At 38.1% G+C, this 15672-nt stretch carries 16 protein-coding genes; 7 read left to right on the top strand and 9 right to left on the bottom strand.

The window, feature by feature from the left end; genetic code table 11:
- Positions 1-4 precede the first annotated feature (4 nt).
- The 4 genes from murI to H0S70_RS08475 all read right to left on the bottom strand — a co-directional run bounded on the left by murI (position 5) and on the right by H0S70_RS08475 (position 3053).
- The gene (murI, locus tag H0S70_RS08460; RefSeq protein ID WP_088263374.1) at positions 5-835 is read right to left on the bottom strand and encodes a glutamate racemase; all 831 of its coding nucleotides are present in this window, start codon (positions 833-835) and stop codon (positions 5-7) included.
- A 78-nt stretch (positions 836-913) separates the two neighbouring features.
- Entirely contained in the window at positions 914-1546 is a 633-nt protein-coding gene (locus H0S70_RS08465) for a trimeric intracellular cation channel family protein (protein WP_088263375.1), read from the bottom strand.
- A gap of 34 nt (positions 1547-1580) precedes the next feature.
- Entirely contained in the window at positions 1581-2039 is a 459-nt protein-coding gene (coaD, locus tag H0S70_RS08470) for a pantetheine-phosphate adenylyltransferase (protein WP_031501450.1), read from the bottom strand.
- A gap of 30 nt (positions 2040-2069) precedes the next feature.
- Positions 2070-3053: a D-alanine--D-alanine ligase gene (locus H0S70_RS08475; protein ID WP_188320498.1), complete on the bottom strand. Its 984-nt coding sequence runs from the start codon at positions 3051-3053 to the stop codon at positions 2070-2072.
- 173 nt (positions 3054-3226) lie between these two features.
- On the opposite strand from H0S70_RS08475, the gene lpxK reads away from it, so the two are divergent.
- Complete coding sequence (gene lpxK / locus H0S70_RS08480) at positions 3227-4252, top strand: tetraacyldisaccharide 4'-kinase (RefSeq protein WP_188320499.1); 1026 nt, start codon at positions 3227-3229, stop codon at positions 4250-4252.
- A complete protein-coding gene (locus tag H0S70_RS08485) occupies positions 4236-5054 on the top strand; it encodes a purine-nucleoside phosphorylase (protein ID WP_188320500.1) in 819 nt (272 codons plus the stop codon). The genes lpxK and H0S70_RS08485 overlap by 17 nt, the downstream gene beginning before the upstream one ends.
- A gap of 74 nt (positions 5055-5128) precedes the next feature.
- Here the strand turns inward: H0S70_RS08485 and H0S70_RS08490 are convergent, their stop codons facing one another.
- A complete protein-coding gene (locus H0S70_RS08490; protein ID WP_188320501.1) occupies positions 5129-5890 on the bottom strand; it encodes an NYN domain-containing protein in 762 nt (253 codons plus the stop codon).
- A 171-nt stretch (positions 5891-6061) separates the two neighbouring features.
- Here H0S70_RS08490 and dinB point away from each other — a divergent pair, with 171 nt between their 5' ends.
- The 5 genes from dinB to H0S70_RS08515 all read left to right on the top strand — a co-directional run bounded on the left by dinB (position 6062) and on the right by H0S70_RS08515 (position 12100).
- On the top strand, positions 6062-7144 hold the full coding sequence (gene dinB / locus H0S70_RS08495) for a DNA polymerase IV (protein WP_188320502.1): 1083 nt from the start codon (positions 6062-6064) through the stop codon (positions 7142-7144).
- A gap of 291 nt (positions 7145-7435) precedes the next feature.
- Positions 7436-8908 carry an alpha-amylase gene (locus H0S70_RS08500; protein ID WP_188320503.1) on the top strand — a complete coding sequence of 491 codons (1473 nt, stop codon included), beginning with the start codon at positions 7436-7438 and terminating at the stop codon, positions 8906-8908.
- Positions 8909-8922: 14 nt separating this feature from the next.
- A complete protein-coding gene (locus tag H0S70_RS08505) occupies positions 8923-9312 on the top strand; it encodes a barstar family protein (protein ID WP_188320504.1) in 390 nt (129 codons plus the stop codon).
- A gap of 48 nt (positions 9313-9360) precedes the next feature.
- Positions 9361-10938: a Na+/H+ antiporter gene (locus H0S70_RS08510; RefSeq protein ID WP_188320505.1), complete on the top strand. Its 1578-nt coding sequence runs from the start codon at positions 9361-9363 to the stop codon at positions 10936-10938.
- A gap of 103 nt (positions 10939-11041) precedes the next feature.
- Positions 11042-12100 (top strand): NAD(P)-dependent alcohol dehydrogenase, encoded by a 1059-nt coding sequence (locus H0S70_RS08515; RefSeq protein WP_188320506.1) that lies wholly within the window; start codon positions 11042-11044, stop codon positions 12098-12100.
- Positions 12101-12156: 56 nt separating this feature from the next.
- On the opposite strand, the gene H0S70_RS08520 is transcribed toward H0S70_RS08515, so the two are convergent.
- The 4 genes from H0S70_RS08520 to H0S70_RS08535 form a co-directional block, all read right to left on the bottom strand.
- Entirely contained in the window at positions 12157-13422 is a 1266-nt protein-coding gene (locus H0S70_RS08520) for an alkaline phosphatase family protein (RefSeq protein ID WP_188320507.1), read from the bottom strand.
- 102 nt (positions 13423-13524) lie between these two features.
- Positions 13525-14151 (bottom strand): dephospho-CoA kinase, encoded by a 627-nt coding sequence (gene coaE, locus H0S70_RS08525; RefSeq protein ID WP_188320508.1) that lies wholly within the window; start codon positions 14149-14151, stop codon positions 13525-13527.
- 18 nt (positions 14152-14169) lie between these two features.
- Positions 14170-15036: an MBL fold metallo-hydrolase gene (locus H0S70_RS08530; RefSeq protein WP_031502960.1), complete on the bottom strand. Its 867-nt coding sequence runs from the start codon at positions 15034-15036 to the stop codon at positions 14170-14172.
- 163 nt (positions 15037-15199) lie between these two features.
- Positions 15200-15577, bottom strand: coding sequence for a GxxExxY protein (locus H0S70_RS08535; protein WP_031502958.1), 378 nt, complete (start codon positions 15575-15577; stop codon positions 15200-15202).
- Between the last annotated feature and the right edge of the window lie 95 nt (positions 15578-15672).

Consider the following 15672-nt stretch of genomic DNA (forward strand, 5'->3'; position numbering starts at 1 on the left):
AATTTTACAAAACTTTCAATTCCAGATCAATGGATTTACCGAAGAATTTTTTCGAAATTTTTTCGAAATTCTTGGTGAGATCGGATAAATAAAACTGATAAGAAGGTTTGGCATTTTTATCGTTCAGCAGATGATGCTGTTCCAAAATCATTTTCAGTTGATTTGCAACAATATTCGGAGAATCGATTACACGAACGCGATTTCCGTAATACTGCTTAATTTCATCGATGAGCAGAGGATAATGTGTACAACCTAAAATAAGCGTTTCAATGTTTTTTAATTTACTATTGCTCAGGTAATTATAAATTATTGAATGTGTAATCGGATGATTTTTAAAACCTTCCTCGATCGCAGGAACCAAAAGTGGAGTTGCGAGCTCGTCAACCTTGATGAATTTGTTGTGTTTACGAATGGATTTCTTGTACAATCCTGAATTCACCGTAGCTTTTGTGGCGATTACTCCAACATTATTATGAATTTCATACGCTACTTTTTCTGCGACAGGATTAATCACATCAATTACCGGAACTCGATCTGAAACCAGCTCCAAAACTTCTTTCAACGCATTTGCAGTCGCCGAATTACAGGCAATTACAATCGCTTTACAGTTCTTTTCCAATAAAAAATTAGTGATTTTGGTGGAATAACCTACAATCGCTTCCCGAGATTTCTCACCGTACGGAAGATGTTTCGTATCGCCGAAATAAATAAGATTTTCGTGGGGAAGTAGTCTTTTGATTTCCTTAGCAACCGTTAAACCTCCCACTCCGGAATCGAAAATACCGATCGGTTGGCTGGCTGAAAGATGGCTGAAATCCTGTTTTTTCTTTTTCAAGGGAAAAAATTTTTACAAAAATACGGTTTTTGAACGGATGTTTTCTTTGATGAAACCATCGATCTTCAACCAAATAAATTACATCTCTGCATTTTGTTCATTGCCGTAGAATTTAGGCATTTGCCAATGATATTTCACTGCCAATGTTCGAATCGCAACAATTAACAAAATCGTGGAAATTTGGACAAAAGTATAAGAGAGCGTACTATATTTAACAAGAAAAAGAAACACACCGCCTCCTACAATACAGGCAGTTGCATAAATTTCTTTTCTGAAAATCAAAGGAATGCGATTCAATAAAATATCGCGAATGATACCTCCGAAACATCCCGTAATGGTTCCTAAAGTAAGACAAATTAAAGGATGAAGATCGGCATTTAAACCTTTCTGAATCCCGATAATTGTGAAAAGTCCAAGACCGAAACTATCAAAAATAAACAAAGTAACACTGAATTTTTTTTCAATCGATTTAAAAATCATGGAAAGAATCGCTGTGACAAAAATCAGCGAACACATCCACAAATCGTGCATCCAAAAAACGGGAACATCGAGCAGTAAATCCCGCACGGTACCGCCTCCAACGGAAGTTACGAAAGCAATAATAAGCACGCCAAAAGGATCCAGTCGTTTTTGCATCGCGGCAAAACTACCCGACATTGCGAAGGAAATGGTTCCCAAGATTTCTATGATAAAATTGAATTGCTGATGCACTTTTAGAATTATTGCTTATTGCTTTATGGCCATATCAAACCCGCACCGCATCTGGAACCAACAGCTCATATTCGCCGCCGTGCGTGATAATTTCGCGAACAATGCTGCTGCTGATGAATGATTTGCCGGATGAAGTAAGCAGGAAAACGGTTTCCAGCTTTTTGTGGGCAAGCGTTCTGTTGGTGTGTGCGATGGCTTTTTCAAATTCGAAATCTGCGGGATTTCTAAGACCTCGAATGATGAACTGGGCATTTTTCTGCAAACAGTAATCTACGGTAAGTCCTTCAAAAAAATCAACTTCTACATTCGAAAGATGTTCGGTGGATTTGCGGATGAATTCCATTCTTTTTTCGAGGGGAAACATGTATTTTTTCTGAGAATTCTGCCCTATTGCAATAATCAGTTTGTCAAAAAGCGGAGCTGCTCTTTCGATGATGTCGTAATGTCCTAAAGTAATCGGATCAAAAGATCCCGGAAATACAGCAATTTTCATAAATAGTGATGGGGTTAATCGGATTCGTATTTATTTTTTCAGCGCTTTTTCCACTTCATTTCCGCAAAGATCCTGGATTGAAATGCCGTAGATTTTTGCCTGTTGCGGAAGAATACTTGCTGGTGAAAATCCCGGATTGGTATTCATTTCGAGCATATACGGAGTTCCGTTCATAATGATAAATTCGCTTCGGGAAAATCCGCTCATCCCTAAAGATTTGTACGCTTTTTTAGCAATATCTTCCACTTTTTGGCGGGTCTCATCATCAATTCTCGCAGGAGTAATTTCTTCCGATGCTCCTTCGTACTTGGCTTCGTAATCGAAGAATTCTTTGTGCGGAACAATTTCCGTGATTCCTAAAACGATTGTTTCTCCGTTGAAATCGACCACACCCACAGAAACTTCCATTCCATTGAGGAAACTTTCAATTAAAATTTCATCATCTTCCGCAAATGCAAAATCCAAAGCTACTTTCAGTTCGGAAGCTTCTTTTACTTTTGAAATTCCCAGCGAAGAGCCACTCTGATTTGGTTTCACAAACAATGGAAGACCCAATTCATTGATAATTTGTGATTCATTTACGGATTCGCCATTTCTTAGATAAATACTTTTTGCTGAAGGAATGCCGTATTTTGAAAGGACAGCCAGCGTATCTTTTTTATTAAAAGTTAATGCACTTTGATAAAAACCACAGCCGGTATATTTTTGTCCTATGGTATCCCAGTACGCTTGCAACTCACCATTTTCACCAGGTTTTCCGTGAATAATATTAAAACAAACATCAAACTTCACTGTGAAACCACTTTCAAGATCGACAGAAAAATCGGCTTTGTTAATAGGAACTTTTTGTTCGCGATCATCTACGAAATACCATTCGTCTTTCAAGATGACCACTTTATACACATTATACAACTCCCGATCGAGAGAATCGTAAATCAGCTGTCCGCTTTTGAGAGAAACTTTATATTCATCAGAATAACCTCCCATTACCACGGCGACATTTTTCTTGTTCATTGTTTTTATGTAAGTAAAGCAAATTTAAACAAATTGTTGAAAAATTGCCTTTATTATGGAAATATATTGTTGTTTCAGCAAATTATTTTCTGGATAATTTATACAATAAAATTTCCTAAAAACCATCGTTCAGGACTTTTCTTTCGTGCTAAAAAAATGTATTTTTGCAACCTATGAAAAGATGGTATCTCTACCCTTTTTCTCTGGTTTATCATTTGGTTACAAGCATCCGAAACCTAATGTATGACTGGAGGATCATTAAATCGACTACACTGAAAACACCAATCATCAATGTTGGAAACCTCTCCGTAGGCGGAAGTGGAAAATCTCCCATGGTGATGTATTTGGCAGAATTGCTTTCAAAACATTACCGAACCGGGGTTCTTTCTCGCGGTTACGGCCGATTGACCAAAGGCTACGGAATTACCAACTACGATAGCAATTACAAAACCGTGGGCGACGAAGCGATGCAGCTTTTCGAGAGATTCAAAAACCGTTTTGTAATCGGAGTTTCAGAAAAAAGAGTTCCCGGAGCAAAAAAAATGATTGCCGATATGGATTTGAACGTCCTTATTCTGGATGATGCTTACCAACACCGAGCGATAAAACCGGGTTTCAACATCTTAATGACGGATTACAATGATCCTTATTTTAAAGATTTTTTGTTGCCTGCAGGCGATTTACGAGAAAGTCGAAGCGGTGCAAAAAGAGCACAGATCATCATGGTTTCCAAATGTCCGGACGATTTAACCGAGGAGAAAAAACAATATTACATTTCAAGAATAAAACCTCAGCATTACCAAAAAGTATTTTTTTCGAGCATTGGTTATGATGAAAATATTTACAACAAAACCCAATCGCTTCCGGATAATAATTTGAGTTATTACGACATCTTGCTCGTCACCGGAATTGCGAATCCAAAACCGCTTTTGAATCATTTGGCTAAATTTTCTCAGCGTGTAAAACATTTGAAGTTCAAAGATCATCATAATTTCAGCGATCAGGACATCAAAACCATCATCGCAGAATATAAAAAACTTGGCGAATACAAAATAATATTGACCACCGAAAAAGATTATGTAAGACTCAAGACTTTCGATTATCTCCGGGAAATCGTGTATTATTGGCCAATTAATGTACATATCGACCGACAGGAAGAATTCAACCAAATCATCCTAAATTATGTTAGCAAAAATTAAAGAAACAGCCGATTTCATTAAGCAAATCATTCAAGATGTTCCAGATTTCGCAATCGTTTTAGGTTCCGGTTTGGGTGCTTTGAAAAATGAAGTAGAACCGATTCACACTTTGGATTATCACGATATTCCCAATTTTCCGCAAACCACCGTTGCCGGACACGGAGGAAAACTAATTTATGGAACGCTCGAAGGCAAAAAAGTACTGATGATGAGCGGCAGATTTCATTATTACGAAGGTCATGATATTCAGACGGTAGTTTTTCCGTTTCGAGTTTTTCATCTTATAGGAATTAAAAATTTAATAGTTTCTAATGCCGCCGGAGGTGTAAATCCAAATTTTCGTGTAGCGGACATTATGATTATTAAGGACCACATCAACATGCTACCGGAACATCCACTTCGAGGGAAAAACCTCGACGAATTCGGTCCTAGATTTGTCGATATGAGCGAACCTTATCACCGAAAAATGATCGAAATCGCGGAAAACGTGGCTAAAGAATCCGAGATCAAAATCCACCAAGGTTGCTATGTTGCGCTGCAAGGCCCAACCTTCGAAACTCCCGCTGAATACGGAATGATCAGAGCAATTGGCGGCGATGCAGTGGGAATGAGCACAGTACCGGAAGTGATTGTTGCCAAACATCAAGGAATGAATTGTTTCGGAATTTCTATCATCACCGATGTTGGCGGACCAGAAGTCGCTTTTACGGTTTCCCACGCCGAAGTTTTGGAAGCTGCCAACAAAGCAATGCCAAACGTAATTACCATCGTGAAAGGTTTAGTGAAAAATTACAACGACTAATTTTCTTCATTAAAAATAAAAAAACGCATCTTATTCGAAGGTGCGTTTTTGTTTGGTTAAAAATTTAAAGCAAATTACTTCACTTTCACATAAATATGTCGGATGTTTCCCACTCCAGTTTCGCGTTCGTCGATTTGTATTTTGCTGATATTTTTGATTAATGGCAAAAGTTTGGGGAAACCGAAATTTCGTGGATCAAAATCGGGTTTCTTTTTGATGATGAAACTTCCGAGATTCCCGAGAAAAGTCCAGCCGTCCTCATCCGCCAAAGCGTTGATGCTTTCGGTAATCAACTTCACGGTTCGGGCATCGATTTTACTCAATGGTTCCTGTTTTTTCTTGGTTTTGGTGGCTTTTTTGGCAACGGTAGTTTCAGGTTCTTCAGCACTTTCGCTATCTTCGGTGCTGTTGAGAATTTCCAGATAAATAAATTTATCGCAAGCTGAAATAAATGGTTTTGGTGTTTTCTTTTCCCCAAATCCGATGACGGTCATTCCGGCTTCTCGCAATCGTGTTGCCAATCTCGTAAAATCGCTATCGCTGGAAACAATACAAAATCCGGTCACTTTTTCGGAATACAAAATATCCATCGCATCAATGATTAAGGCGCTATCGCTGGAGTTTTTTCCGGTCGTATAGCTGTACTGCTGAATCGGCGTGATGGCGTTTTCAAGCAACACATTTTTCCATCCGGAAACGGTAGGTTTGGTCCAATCAGCATAAATCCTTTTGATAGTTGGCGTTCCGTTTTTCGAAATTTCTTCCAGCATTTCCTTCACATTTTTATAAGGAACATTATCTGCATCGATGAGTACGGCTAATTTATCGTCGGTCATATTTTTTATCTTTTTTTAATGATTGCACTTTGTACAATTTACCCAAATTTACATTAAATCTTTCAAATAAAGCCACTAAAAGGCCGATAAATACAATTTAATGAAAGGAAAATGATCACAAAGACTTTTCAATTCCCATCAATGTTCGGGTACATTTACTAATTTTACCCCATGCAAAGTCACCGAAAAATCATTCATGTTGATATGGACGCATTTTATGCTTCCGTGGAGCAGCATGACAATCCGGAACTTCGCGGAAAACCGGTTTGTGTAGGTGGCGGACAATATGGTGTGGTAGCTGCCGCAAGTTACGAAGCCCGAAAATATGGAGTTCGATCCGCAATGCCCGGAAGAATGGCTCTGGAAAAATGTCCGCATTTAATTGTCGTGAAACCCAGGTTCCAGCGTTACAAAGAAATTTCAATGCAAATTCGCGAGATTTTTCATCAATATACCGATCTTGTTGAACCGCTTTCTTTAGATGAAGCCTACTTGGATGTCACCGAAAACAAAAAAGGAATTTCCTCAGCAAACGATATTGCAAGGGAAATACGCAAAAAGATTTATGAAAAAACCGGACTTACAGCCTCTGCTGGAATTTCGGTGAATAAATTCCTTGCAAAAGTCGCTTCCGACTACCACAAACCTAACGGACAGAAAACCATTCATCCAACTCAAATTTTGGAGTTTATGGAAGATTTGCCGATTGAAAAGTTCTACGGAATCGGGAAAGTAACATCCAACAAAATGCATGAATTGCATATTTTCAAAGGTTCAGATTTAAAGAAAAAATCTTTGGAAGAACTGATCCGGCTTTTCGGGAAATCGGGAAATTATTATTACAATGTCGTCCGAGGAATTCATCACGGTGAAGTAAAACCTCATCGCATCCAGAAAAGTGTGGCCGTGGAAGAAACTTTCTGGGACAATCTTTTGGATGAAGACGCGGTTTTCGCTCAGCTAAAAACCATCAGCCAGGAGCTTGAAAACCGACTCAGCAAAAAAGAAATCAAAGGAAAAACGTTAACCCTAAAAATTAAATACAAAGATTTCACCCAATATACCCGCAGCAAAACGAAGGAAACTTATTTTCTAAATTACTTCGAATTTTATGAAACAGCTAAAAAACTTTGGGAACTTCGTCCCTTCGATAAACCGGTTCGTTTGTTGGGACTTTCGCTTTCCAACCTCAACACTTTAGAAAAAAAGCAAGTTTCGGTACAGTTGAAAATTCCTTTTACAGAATACGAATAATAAATCATTGTTTTAAAAATTAAAAAAAATAAATCGTTCCTTCCACTTTTGATAATGTTTTCCACATAAGCTCTTTATTCACTTTAAATATTGCTTTTACAATAAATTAATTTCAAAAAATTTAAATAGTACACTCATCGTCAATTTCAAAACACTAAACTTTCGGGGATTAACAAATAGACTTTTGGATGAGCTTGAATGCAATTGCATTGGTTTAATTTATGAAATCTCCTTTTTCCCCTAAATATTGGACTTGTTTTTGCTAACTTCACCAATCAAAATTCATCAATAATGAATGCAACCATGATTCAGTTTTTCCACTGGTATTCCGAAGGAAATTCAAAACTATATGATCACGCGAAAGATTCTGCAGAATACTTAAAACAATTGGGAATTTCCGCAGTTTGGTTTCCGCCTGCATATAAGGCCAATGGCGGCGGCTTTTCTGTAGGTTATGATCCTTATGATTTGTATGATTTGGGAGAATTTGATCAAAAAGGAACCATCCCGACTAAATACGGATCAAAAGAACAATACATCAACGCTTGTAAAACTTTACAAGAAAACGGCATTTCCGTAATTGCCGATATTGTTTTGAATCATAAAGCCGGTGGCGACGAAAAAGAAAAGTTCCATGCCGTAAAAGTAAATCCCGAAAACCGACAAGAAAATATTTCAGAACCTTTTGAAATCGAAAGTTACACGAAATTCACTTTTCCGAATCGTGAAAAAAAATATTCAGACTTCGAATGGAATTTCACCTGCTTTTCTGGCGTAGATTATGCGGAAGGTCAGGAAGAAGGAATTTACCAAATCATCCACGATTTCGGCGATGGTTGGGAAGAAATGATCGATACCGAAAAAGGGAATTATGATTATCTGATGTACAACGATATCGATCACAGAAACCCATTCGTTCGCGAAGAGCTCGACAAATGGGGAAAATGGTATCACGACCAAATTCATTTTGACGGACTTCGGTTAGACGCGGTGAAACATCAATCTCCGGTCTTCTACAAAGAATGGCTTTACAAACTTCGAGAAAATACTGCTAAAAATATTTTCGCCGTCGGTGAGTATTGGGCTCCTGGCGAGGTAAATCTTTTGCAAGATTATATAGATGCCACCGAAGGTTGCATGAGTTTGTTCGATTCTTCGCTTCAACAAAATTTTCATATCGCTTCGAAAGAAGGTGCGGATTATGATTTACGAAAAATATTTGATGAAACCTTGACTTTATTGAATCCCGCATTTTCTGTAACCGTGGTCGATAATCACGATACACAACCACTGCAAGCTTTGGAAGCTCCCGTTGAAGCATGGTTCAAACCATTGGCTTATGCCCTTATTCTTCTTCGAGAAAACGGATATCCTTGTGTATTTTATCCTGATTTATTCGGGGCAGACTATACCGATAAAGACAGGGAAGGAAACGATCAGGTAATATTTCTGGATAAAGTAGAAAAAATTGAAGAACTATTGAAAGCGCGACAACAATTCGCTTATGGAGCGCAAAAAGATTATTTTGAAGATGCGAACTGTCTTGCCTGGACCCGCGAAGGTGACGATGAACACGCGGGTTGCGCAGTGGTTTTAAGCAACAAAGATGCTTACGAAAAACCAATGGAAATGGGTAAAAAATATTCAGGGAAGCAATTTTTTGATTTTATGGGATGGTTTCCCGAAAAAGTTACCATTGACGAAAACGGATGGGGAAATTTTCCGGTTCCGGCAGGAAATGTTTCGGTTTGGGTTCCCGAATAGGTAAAAAAATTCTGATGAAAAAAATTATTATCGAAGGCAAAAACATCAATAATATCGAGACCTTCTACGAGGAAGTAAATCGAGTTTTTATGTTACATGAAAATTGGAAAATTGCGCAGAGTTTAGATGCTTTCAATGATATGTTATACGGATCTTTCGGTGAGATTAAAGGAAAAGAAAAAATCCAACTGATATGGAAAGATATGGAACAAAACCAAAAATCACTAGGCTTTCAAACAACCTTGGATTTTTATCAAACCAAATTGAAATCTCCAGAAATTTTCAACCGTAAATTTGTTCTAAGTAAAATAGATGAACTGCCAAATGGTGTAGGACTTACTTTCTTCGAAATTGTCTTGGAAATCATAGCCGATCACGACAATATTATACTAATTAAAAATTAATCGAAAAAAATTGCCGGTTTTGCATTATTTTTACTGAAATTTTTGGAAATGTTGCAAGATTTGGCCTTCTATCTTACGTTAGTCATTGTCATTGTGCTGCTTATCATGCTTGCGAAAAAGATAAAAGTAGCGTACCCTGTTCTTTTGGTTTTAGCGGGATTGGGAATTAGTTTTATTCCGGGTACTCCCATTGTGGAGATCGAGCCAGAACTCATCTTCTTTATTTTCTTGCCGCCCTTGCTATTTGAAGCAGCATGGAATTCTTCTTGGAAAGAACTTTGGCGATGGCGAAGAATTATCTTTAGTTTTGCGTTTGTCGTTGTTTTTTTTACTGCAATTGTGGTCGCTTTTGCTGCAAACTATCTTATTCCTGGATTTTCTTTGGCGTTAGGTTTTTTGTTAGGCGGCATCGTATCTCCACCAGATGCAGTGAGTGCAGGAGCTATTTTAAAGTTTGTAAAAATCCCGAAAAGATTCCAATCTATTTTAGAAGGAGAAAGCTTGTTGAATGATGCATCGTCCCTCATTATTTTTCGCTTTGCCTTAATTGCTGTGGCAACAGGACAATTTATTTGGCATCAAGCTATTATCGATTTCGTTTGGATGTGTGTAGGCGGAGCAGGAATTGGGATTTTAATTGCTTTTCTCTTTATGAAAATGCATAAATTACTGCCAACTGACGCCAATATGGATACCATTTTCACCCTTGCAGCTCCGTTTATCATGTATCTCGCTGCGGAAGAGTTGCACGCTTCCGGCGTACTGTCGGTCGTAAGCGGTGGATTATTTTTATCCGTTCGCCGACATCACTTTCTTAGTGGCGCATCGCGTCTTCACAGCATAAATGTTTGGCAAAGTTTCAGTTTTTTACTCAACGGAATGGTATTTATGCTGATTGGGTTGGATCTTCCGCTCATTGTTTCGGGGCTTGGCGACACCAGCATTTTTCAAGCAACGATGTATGGGGTGGTAATCACCGTAGTTCTTATTATCATTAGAATGTTCGCCAGTTATGGAGCGGTTGTTTTCACGTTAATTATGCGAAATTTCATCAATGTTGCAGATGCCGAGTCTCCCGGTTGGAAAGTCCCAATAGTTCTCGGCTGGACCGGAATGCGCGGGGTGGTTTCGTTGGCTGCAGCACTTTCAATACCGGTGACTTTGGCAGACGGAAGCCCATTTCCTCACCGTAACCTCATCCTTTTCATCACTTTTGTAGTGATTTTACTTACTTTAGTTTTGCAAGGTTTAACGCTTCCTCTTTTACTGAAAAAAGTGAAATTAAAAGAAAAAGATTTCATTAAATCCGAAAAAGAAATCGACTATGAAATTCGAAGCGAATTAGCAAAAATTGCCGTCGAAAAAGTTAAAAAAGAGTATCCCGAAAAGTTGGAACAATTCCCAGCGCTCAAAGAGCAATTTCAAAGCTGGGAAAACAGAATTAACAGTTCCGAAATCATCATTAATTACCCCGAATACCAACAGATTTTTGCTGATATTTTGGAGCATCAAAGAATGTGGCTCATCAATAAAAACCGAGAAGAACTACTACTCGATGAAGAAATTGTACGGAAACATTTAAGATTGATTGATCTTCAGGAAGAGAGACTAAGTCTCGGAAAATAAATTTTCTCCCAACGTTTTATTTCATAAAAGTTAGAACTTTAAGAAAAAATTATGACAACTCCATTTTTCTATTTAATAAATTTGAAGTCTTAAAAAAGTTTATATGAATACAACCTCTGTAAAAGCCTTCGGAACCGAAGCAAAAGATAAAGATTTGCAACTAATGCAAATTGAAAGAAGAGAAGTAACACCTACAGATATTGAGATCGATATCTTGTACTGCGGAGTTTGCCATAGCGACCTCCATACGGCAAGAAACGACTGGGGTGGAACCAAATATCCTTCTGTTCCGGGACACGAGATCATTGGCCGAATTACAAAAGTAGGTTCTGCGGTAACAAAATTCAAAGTAGGCGATTTAGCCGGTGTTGGTTGTTTGGTAGATTCTTGCCGAGAATGTGAGAGCTGCAAACAAAACCTGGAGCAATATTGTCTGAATGGCTCTATAGGAACTTACAACGGAAAAGATGTGTTTTTGGGTGGTCACACTTTTGGAGGTTACTCCGAAAAAATTGTGGTTGATGAGGCTTTTGGGCTACACATCCCGGAAAATTTAGATTTAAAAGCTGTTGCACCACTACTTTGTGCTGGGATTACGACGTGGTCTCCGTTGAAACATTGGGAAGTAAAGGAAGGGAGTAAAGTTGCAGTAGTAGGATTAGGCGGATTGGGACACATGGCGATTAAACTTGCTAAAGGTCTGGGCGCCAATGTTACTTTATTTTCCAGAAGTCCCGACAAAATTCAGGACGCGCTGGATTTGGGAGCCGATGCTGTAGTAATTTCAACGTATGAAAATGAAATGAAAGCCGTAAAAGGAAAATTTGATTTAATTATTGATACTGTTCCTTACGACCACGATATTAATCCGTATATCAGCACCTTAACTATCAATGGAACTCTTGTATTGGTAGGTTACATCGGAAAAATGGAAGATGCACTTTTCACTCCACCGATGATTGGTGGAAGAAGATCTGTAGCAGGTTCTGTGATCGGAGGAATCAAAGAAACCCAAGAAATGCTCGATTTCTGCGGCGAGAAAAATATCCTTCCGGAAATAGAAATGATCAATATGCAAAACATCAACGAAGCTTACGAAAGAATGCTGAAAAGCGATGTGCGCTATCGTTTTGTGATCGATATGCAGAGCCTGAAGGGTTAAATACTTTCGAAATAATGATAAAATCCGGCTGGTTAATTCCCGCCGGATTTTTTTTGTTATTTAAGGACTTTCTTTGCTGTACAGCTTTTTCCATCGATAGGTTCTGTAATTTTCAGTCCGAGAATTTCGGCAACCATCGGATAAAGATTCACATTCCGGAATTCACCAATCGTTTTCCCTTGCTGAAAGGCCGAACCCGAAGCAACGAAAGTCGCCCTCATTTCCGGAACTTTAAAAGGGTTATAACCATGTTTTCCGGGTGTTTTTTTAGATCCGGGTTCCAGAAAAACCTTCGGAGCATTAGGAACTAAAAGAATCTGCCCAATCCTTCCGAAACGATCATCGGAAGTGCGATAATTTAGTTTTCTAGGGAATTTTTCAGTGAGATAGACTTGGTAATCTCTGGTTTTATTTTTCTTTAACTCTCTGTAAACCTGATTCACTTCACTTTCATTTTTTAACGTTATGCGCAATAAGGTCTGCGAGTTATTGATGATGAAACGGTTTTTATCCTGAAGCAGAGCCGGAATTTCAAGTGTGTCTTCTATATCTACATCAATCATCCCATGATCCGATACAAAAATGAAATTCACATTCGGAAGCTGCAGTTCATTTACCTTCTCAATCAGTTTACCGATAGCGTCATCGACAAACTGTACAGCATTTTGTACTTCCAGAGATTCAGATCCGTACAGATGTCCGTTTTTATCCACTTCAGGAAAATAGAAAGTAATCAAATGTGGCCTTCTTTCTTCCGGAAGTTTCAGCCAGTTCAGTACAATATTGGTTTTCTCATCTGCGGTGAATTTTTCGTGATAATTGTAATAATAGGTAGGTCTTGTTCCACCGGCGTCGCTGTTTGAAGCTACCCAAAATAAAGATGCGGACAGCATTCCCTGCTGTTCGGCAAGACTCCAGAGCGGCGTACCGCCGAGCCATGACCCGTCTGAAATCTTTGATTGCATGCTCATTCCGAAAAGATCATTCCTTTTTTTATCGTAGAAATAATTATCAACAAAACCGGTATGCGAGGGAAAAAGTCCCGTAATCATCGTGTAGTGATTGGGTCCCGTAATCGAAGGATAAGAGGGAATCATCGCTTTTGCGGAAACACCTTTTTCGGCAAGTTTCAGAATGTTTTTCGCATTGTATTTTTTGGCATAATCATATCTGAAACCGTCGGCAGAAATTAAAATCACATAAGGTTTTGTAAGAGAAGCGGCTGTATTTTTTCGGTTCGGAACCACAACTTGCGCAGTATCGGTTTGAGAAAAAGCCCATCCGAAAATCAGAATAAAAGCTAAAGAAAATAAGTTCTTCATGGAGAAATTTTGAGACCCAAATTTACTCCGAAAATCTGAATCCGGAATATTAAGAAATCTTCATTTAATTGGAATTTGAGAAATTGTTATCAATGGAAAAAATTAGGAATTTTGAGAAACTTCTTTCAACTTAACCATCATTTTCTCGGTCGCAGCTTTAAGTTCATCGATTCCATCATTATTATAGATCACAAAATCAGCACGTTTTATTTTATCTTTTTCGGGCATTTGTTTATCGATAACCGCTTCAATTTCCCGATAGGTTTTTTGGTCGCGATCCATCACGCGTTTGATGCGGATATTGTCGTCGGCGGTCACCAAAACACTTTTATAGCAGCTTTCATTAAGATTTAATTCAAACAAAAGAGCGGTTTCTTTAAAAATAAATTCTGCATGTTGCTTATTAACCCAATTTTCAAAATCGATTTTTACAGCGGGATGAATGAGCGCATTAAGCTGAAGCCGTGTTTCATCGTTATTAAAAACAATTTCTGAGACGTATTTTTTATTATAAAATCCGTTTTCATCGTAAGCTTCTTCGCCTAGAAGTTCTTTAATGTTATTTTTTAAGACCTCATCATCATTTACAATTTCCTTCGCTCGATCATCCGAATAATACACCGGAAATCCCATTTCTTCGATGAATTTTGCGACGGTAGTTTTCCCGGAACCGATGCCACCGGTGAGACCGATAATTTTTTTATTGTTTATTAAACTTTCTCCTTCCATTCTATAAATCCGTTCAAATTAATATCCAAAAACATCGTTCATAGTGAAGGTTTCATCCAGACGAACGCCCTTTTCGGTCATTTTCAAACTTGCCAATTCGTTGTGGGCATCGTGCTCGAAAAACAAAAGATATTCGTTGTCCACACACTGCTTCAGGAACTTAGCTTTTTCTTCCATCGTCAGAAGTGGCCGCGTATCGTAACCCATCACATAAACCTGCGGAATATGCCCGACGGTAGGGATGAGGTCTGCAGCAAAAACTATGGTTTTTTCCTGATACTGAATCACGGGAAGCATCTGTTTTTCGGTGTGTCCGTCTACAAAGATCACATCCATTTTAAGGTCTGGTGCGAAGCCGTAATTCCCATTCTGCGGAGTTGGCAAAAAGTTAAGTTGTCCGCTTTCCTGCATCGGGAGGATATTTTCTTTTAAAAAACTTGCTTTTTCGCGCGGATTGGGTTCTGTAGCCCATTTCCAATGTTCCTCGTTGGTCCAGAAATGTGCATTTTTGAACGCAGGACGATAGCCTGTTTTATCATCATTCCATTCAATCGCGCCGCCACAATGATCGAAATGAAGGTGAGTAAGGAAAACATCGGTAATATCCTCGCGTACGAAACCGTATTTTTTAAGGTTTTTGTCTAAAGAATCATCGCCCCAAAGTGAATAATGACCAAAGAATTTTTCGTCTTGTTTGTTGCCGAGGCCGCAATCGATTAAGATTAATTTTTTGCCATCCTCCACCAAAAGCGAACGGGTTCCAAGCTCAATAAGATTTTTTTCGTCGGCCGGATTGGTTTTTTCCCACAGGGTTTTCGGAACGACTCCAAACATAGCGCCGCCGTCTAATTTAAATTTCCCACATTGTATTGGATATAATTTCATATATTTTGCTTTTGGTTTTCCGTCTCTAATTTAGCAATTTATTTTATTTCAACGGACATCAGGGTTTTTCTGTTGATGATTTTTAACACAAAGAACGCGGTTTTTTTTTAAATACTTAATGGTTTTTAAAGCGCAAAGGCGCCTCGCTTAGCAAGGGCGTTATTTATAATTTATTCGCAAGTCTTTTTACGCCGTCTTTAAATAAAACAGAATGAAAATTGAGGATCATACCCAATTTACAACCTGATATTCTTAAATAATTTAAAAGTTGATAGCTATGATAACTATTGATTTCGGGAACAGCTTTTATCTCTATTATCACTTTGTCTTCAATTAATAAATCAACTCTGAATGCCTTTTCAATTAATAAGGATTCATATTCGATCGAAATATCTTTTTGTTTTTCTACTTTTAAACCACTATTTTTTAATTCGTAGGCCAAACATTGTTCATAAACTGTTTCATATAGGCCAATTCCAATTTTTCGATGAATTTTTAATCCGGCTTCAAATATTATTTTTGAAATTTCATTCTCTGTCATTACGTGCTTTTTTGATTGAAAAGTAAATGGAATTTAGCCTTTTCTAAGTGAAACGCCTTTGCGCCAAAAATGAGTTATCTTTTTTAATTTCCTTT

Source organism: Chryseobacterium manosquense, assembly GCF_014623485.1.
Classification (GTDB): domain Bacteria; phylum Bacteroidota; class Bacteroidia; order Flavobacteriales; family Weeksellaceae; genus Kaistella; species Kaistella haifensis.

Excerpts from the sequence above, each read along its gene's own strand:
- H0S70_RS08475 (WP_188320498.1), bottom strand. The coding sequence starts at position 3,053 with ATGAACAAGAAAAATGTCGCCGTGGTAATGGGAGGTTATTCTGATGAA.
- dinB (WP_188320502.1), top strand. The coding sequence starts at position 6,062 with ATGCAAAGTCACCGAAAAATCATTCATGTTGATATGGACGCATTTTAT.
- H0S70_RS08530 (WP_031502960.1), bottom strand. The coding sequence starts at position 15,036 with ATGAAATTATATCCAATACAATGTGGGAAATTTAAATTAGACGGCGGC.
- H0S70_RS08500 (WP_188320503.1), top strand. The coding sequence starts at position 7,436 with ATGAATGCAACCATGATTCAGTTTTTCCACTGGTATTCCGAAGGAAAT.
- H0S70_RS08535 (WP_031502958.1), bottom strand. The coding sequence starts at position 15,577 with ATGACAGAGAATGAAATTTCAAAAATAATATTTGAAGCCGGATTAAAA.
- H0S70_RS08485 (WP_188320500.1), top strand. The coding sequence starts at position 4,236 with ATGTTAGCAAAAATTAAAGAAACAGCCGATTTCATTAAGCAAATCATT.
- coaD (WP_031501450.1), bottom strand. The coding sequence starts at position 2,039 with ATGAAAATTGCTGTATTTCCGGGATCTTTTGATCCGATTACTTTAGGA.
- lpxK (WP_188320499.1), top strand. The coding sequence starts at position 3,227 with ATGAAAAGATGGTATCTCTACCCTTTTTCTCTGGTTTATCATTTGGTT.
- H0S70_RS08490 (WP_188320501.1), bottom strand. The coding sequence starts at position 5,890 with ATGACCGACGATAAATTAGCCGTACTCATCGATGCAGATAATGTTCCT.
- H0S70_RS08510 (WP_188320505.1), top strand. The coding sequence starts at position 9,361 with ATGTTGCAAGATTTGGCCTTCTATCTTACGTTAGTCATTGTCATTGTG.
- coaE (WP_188320508.1), bottom strand. The coding sequence starts at position 14,151 with ATGGAAGGAGAAAGTTTAATAAACAATAAAAAAATTATCGGTCTCACC.
- H0S70_RS08515 (WP_188320506.1), top strand. The coding sequence starts at position 11,042 with ATGAATACAACCTCTGTAAAAGCCTTCGGAACCGAAGCAAAAGATAAA.
- H0S70_RS08505 (WP_188320504.1), top strand. The coding sequence starts at position 8,923 with ATGAAAAAAATTATTATCGAAGGCAAAAACATCAATAATATCGAGACC.
- H0S70_RS08520 (WP_188320507.1), bottom strand. The coding sequence starts at position 13,422 with ATGAAGAACTTATTTTCTTTAGCTTTTATTCTGATTTTCGGATGGGCT.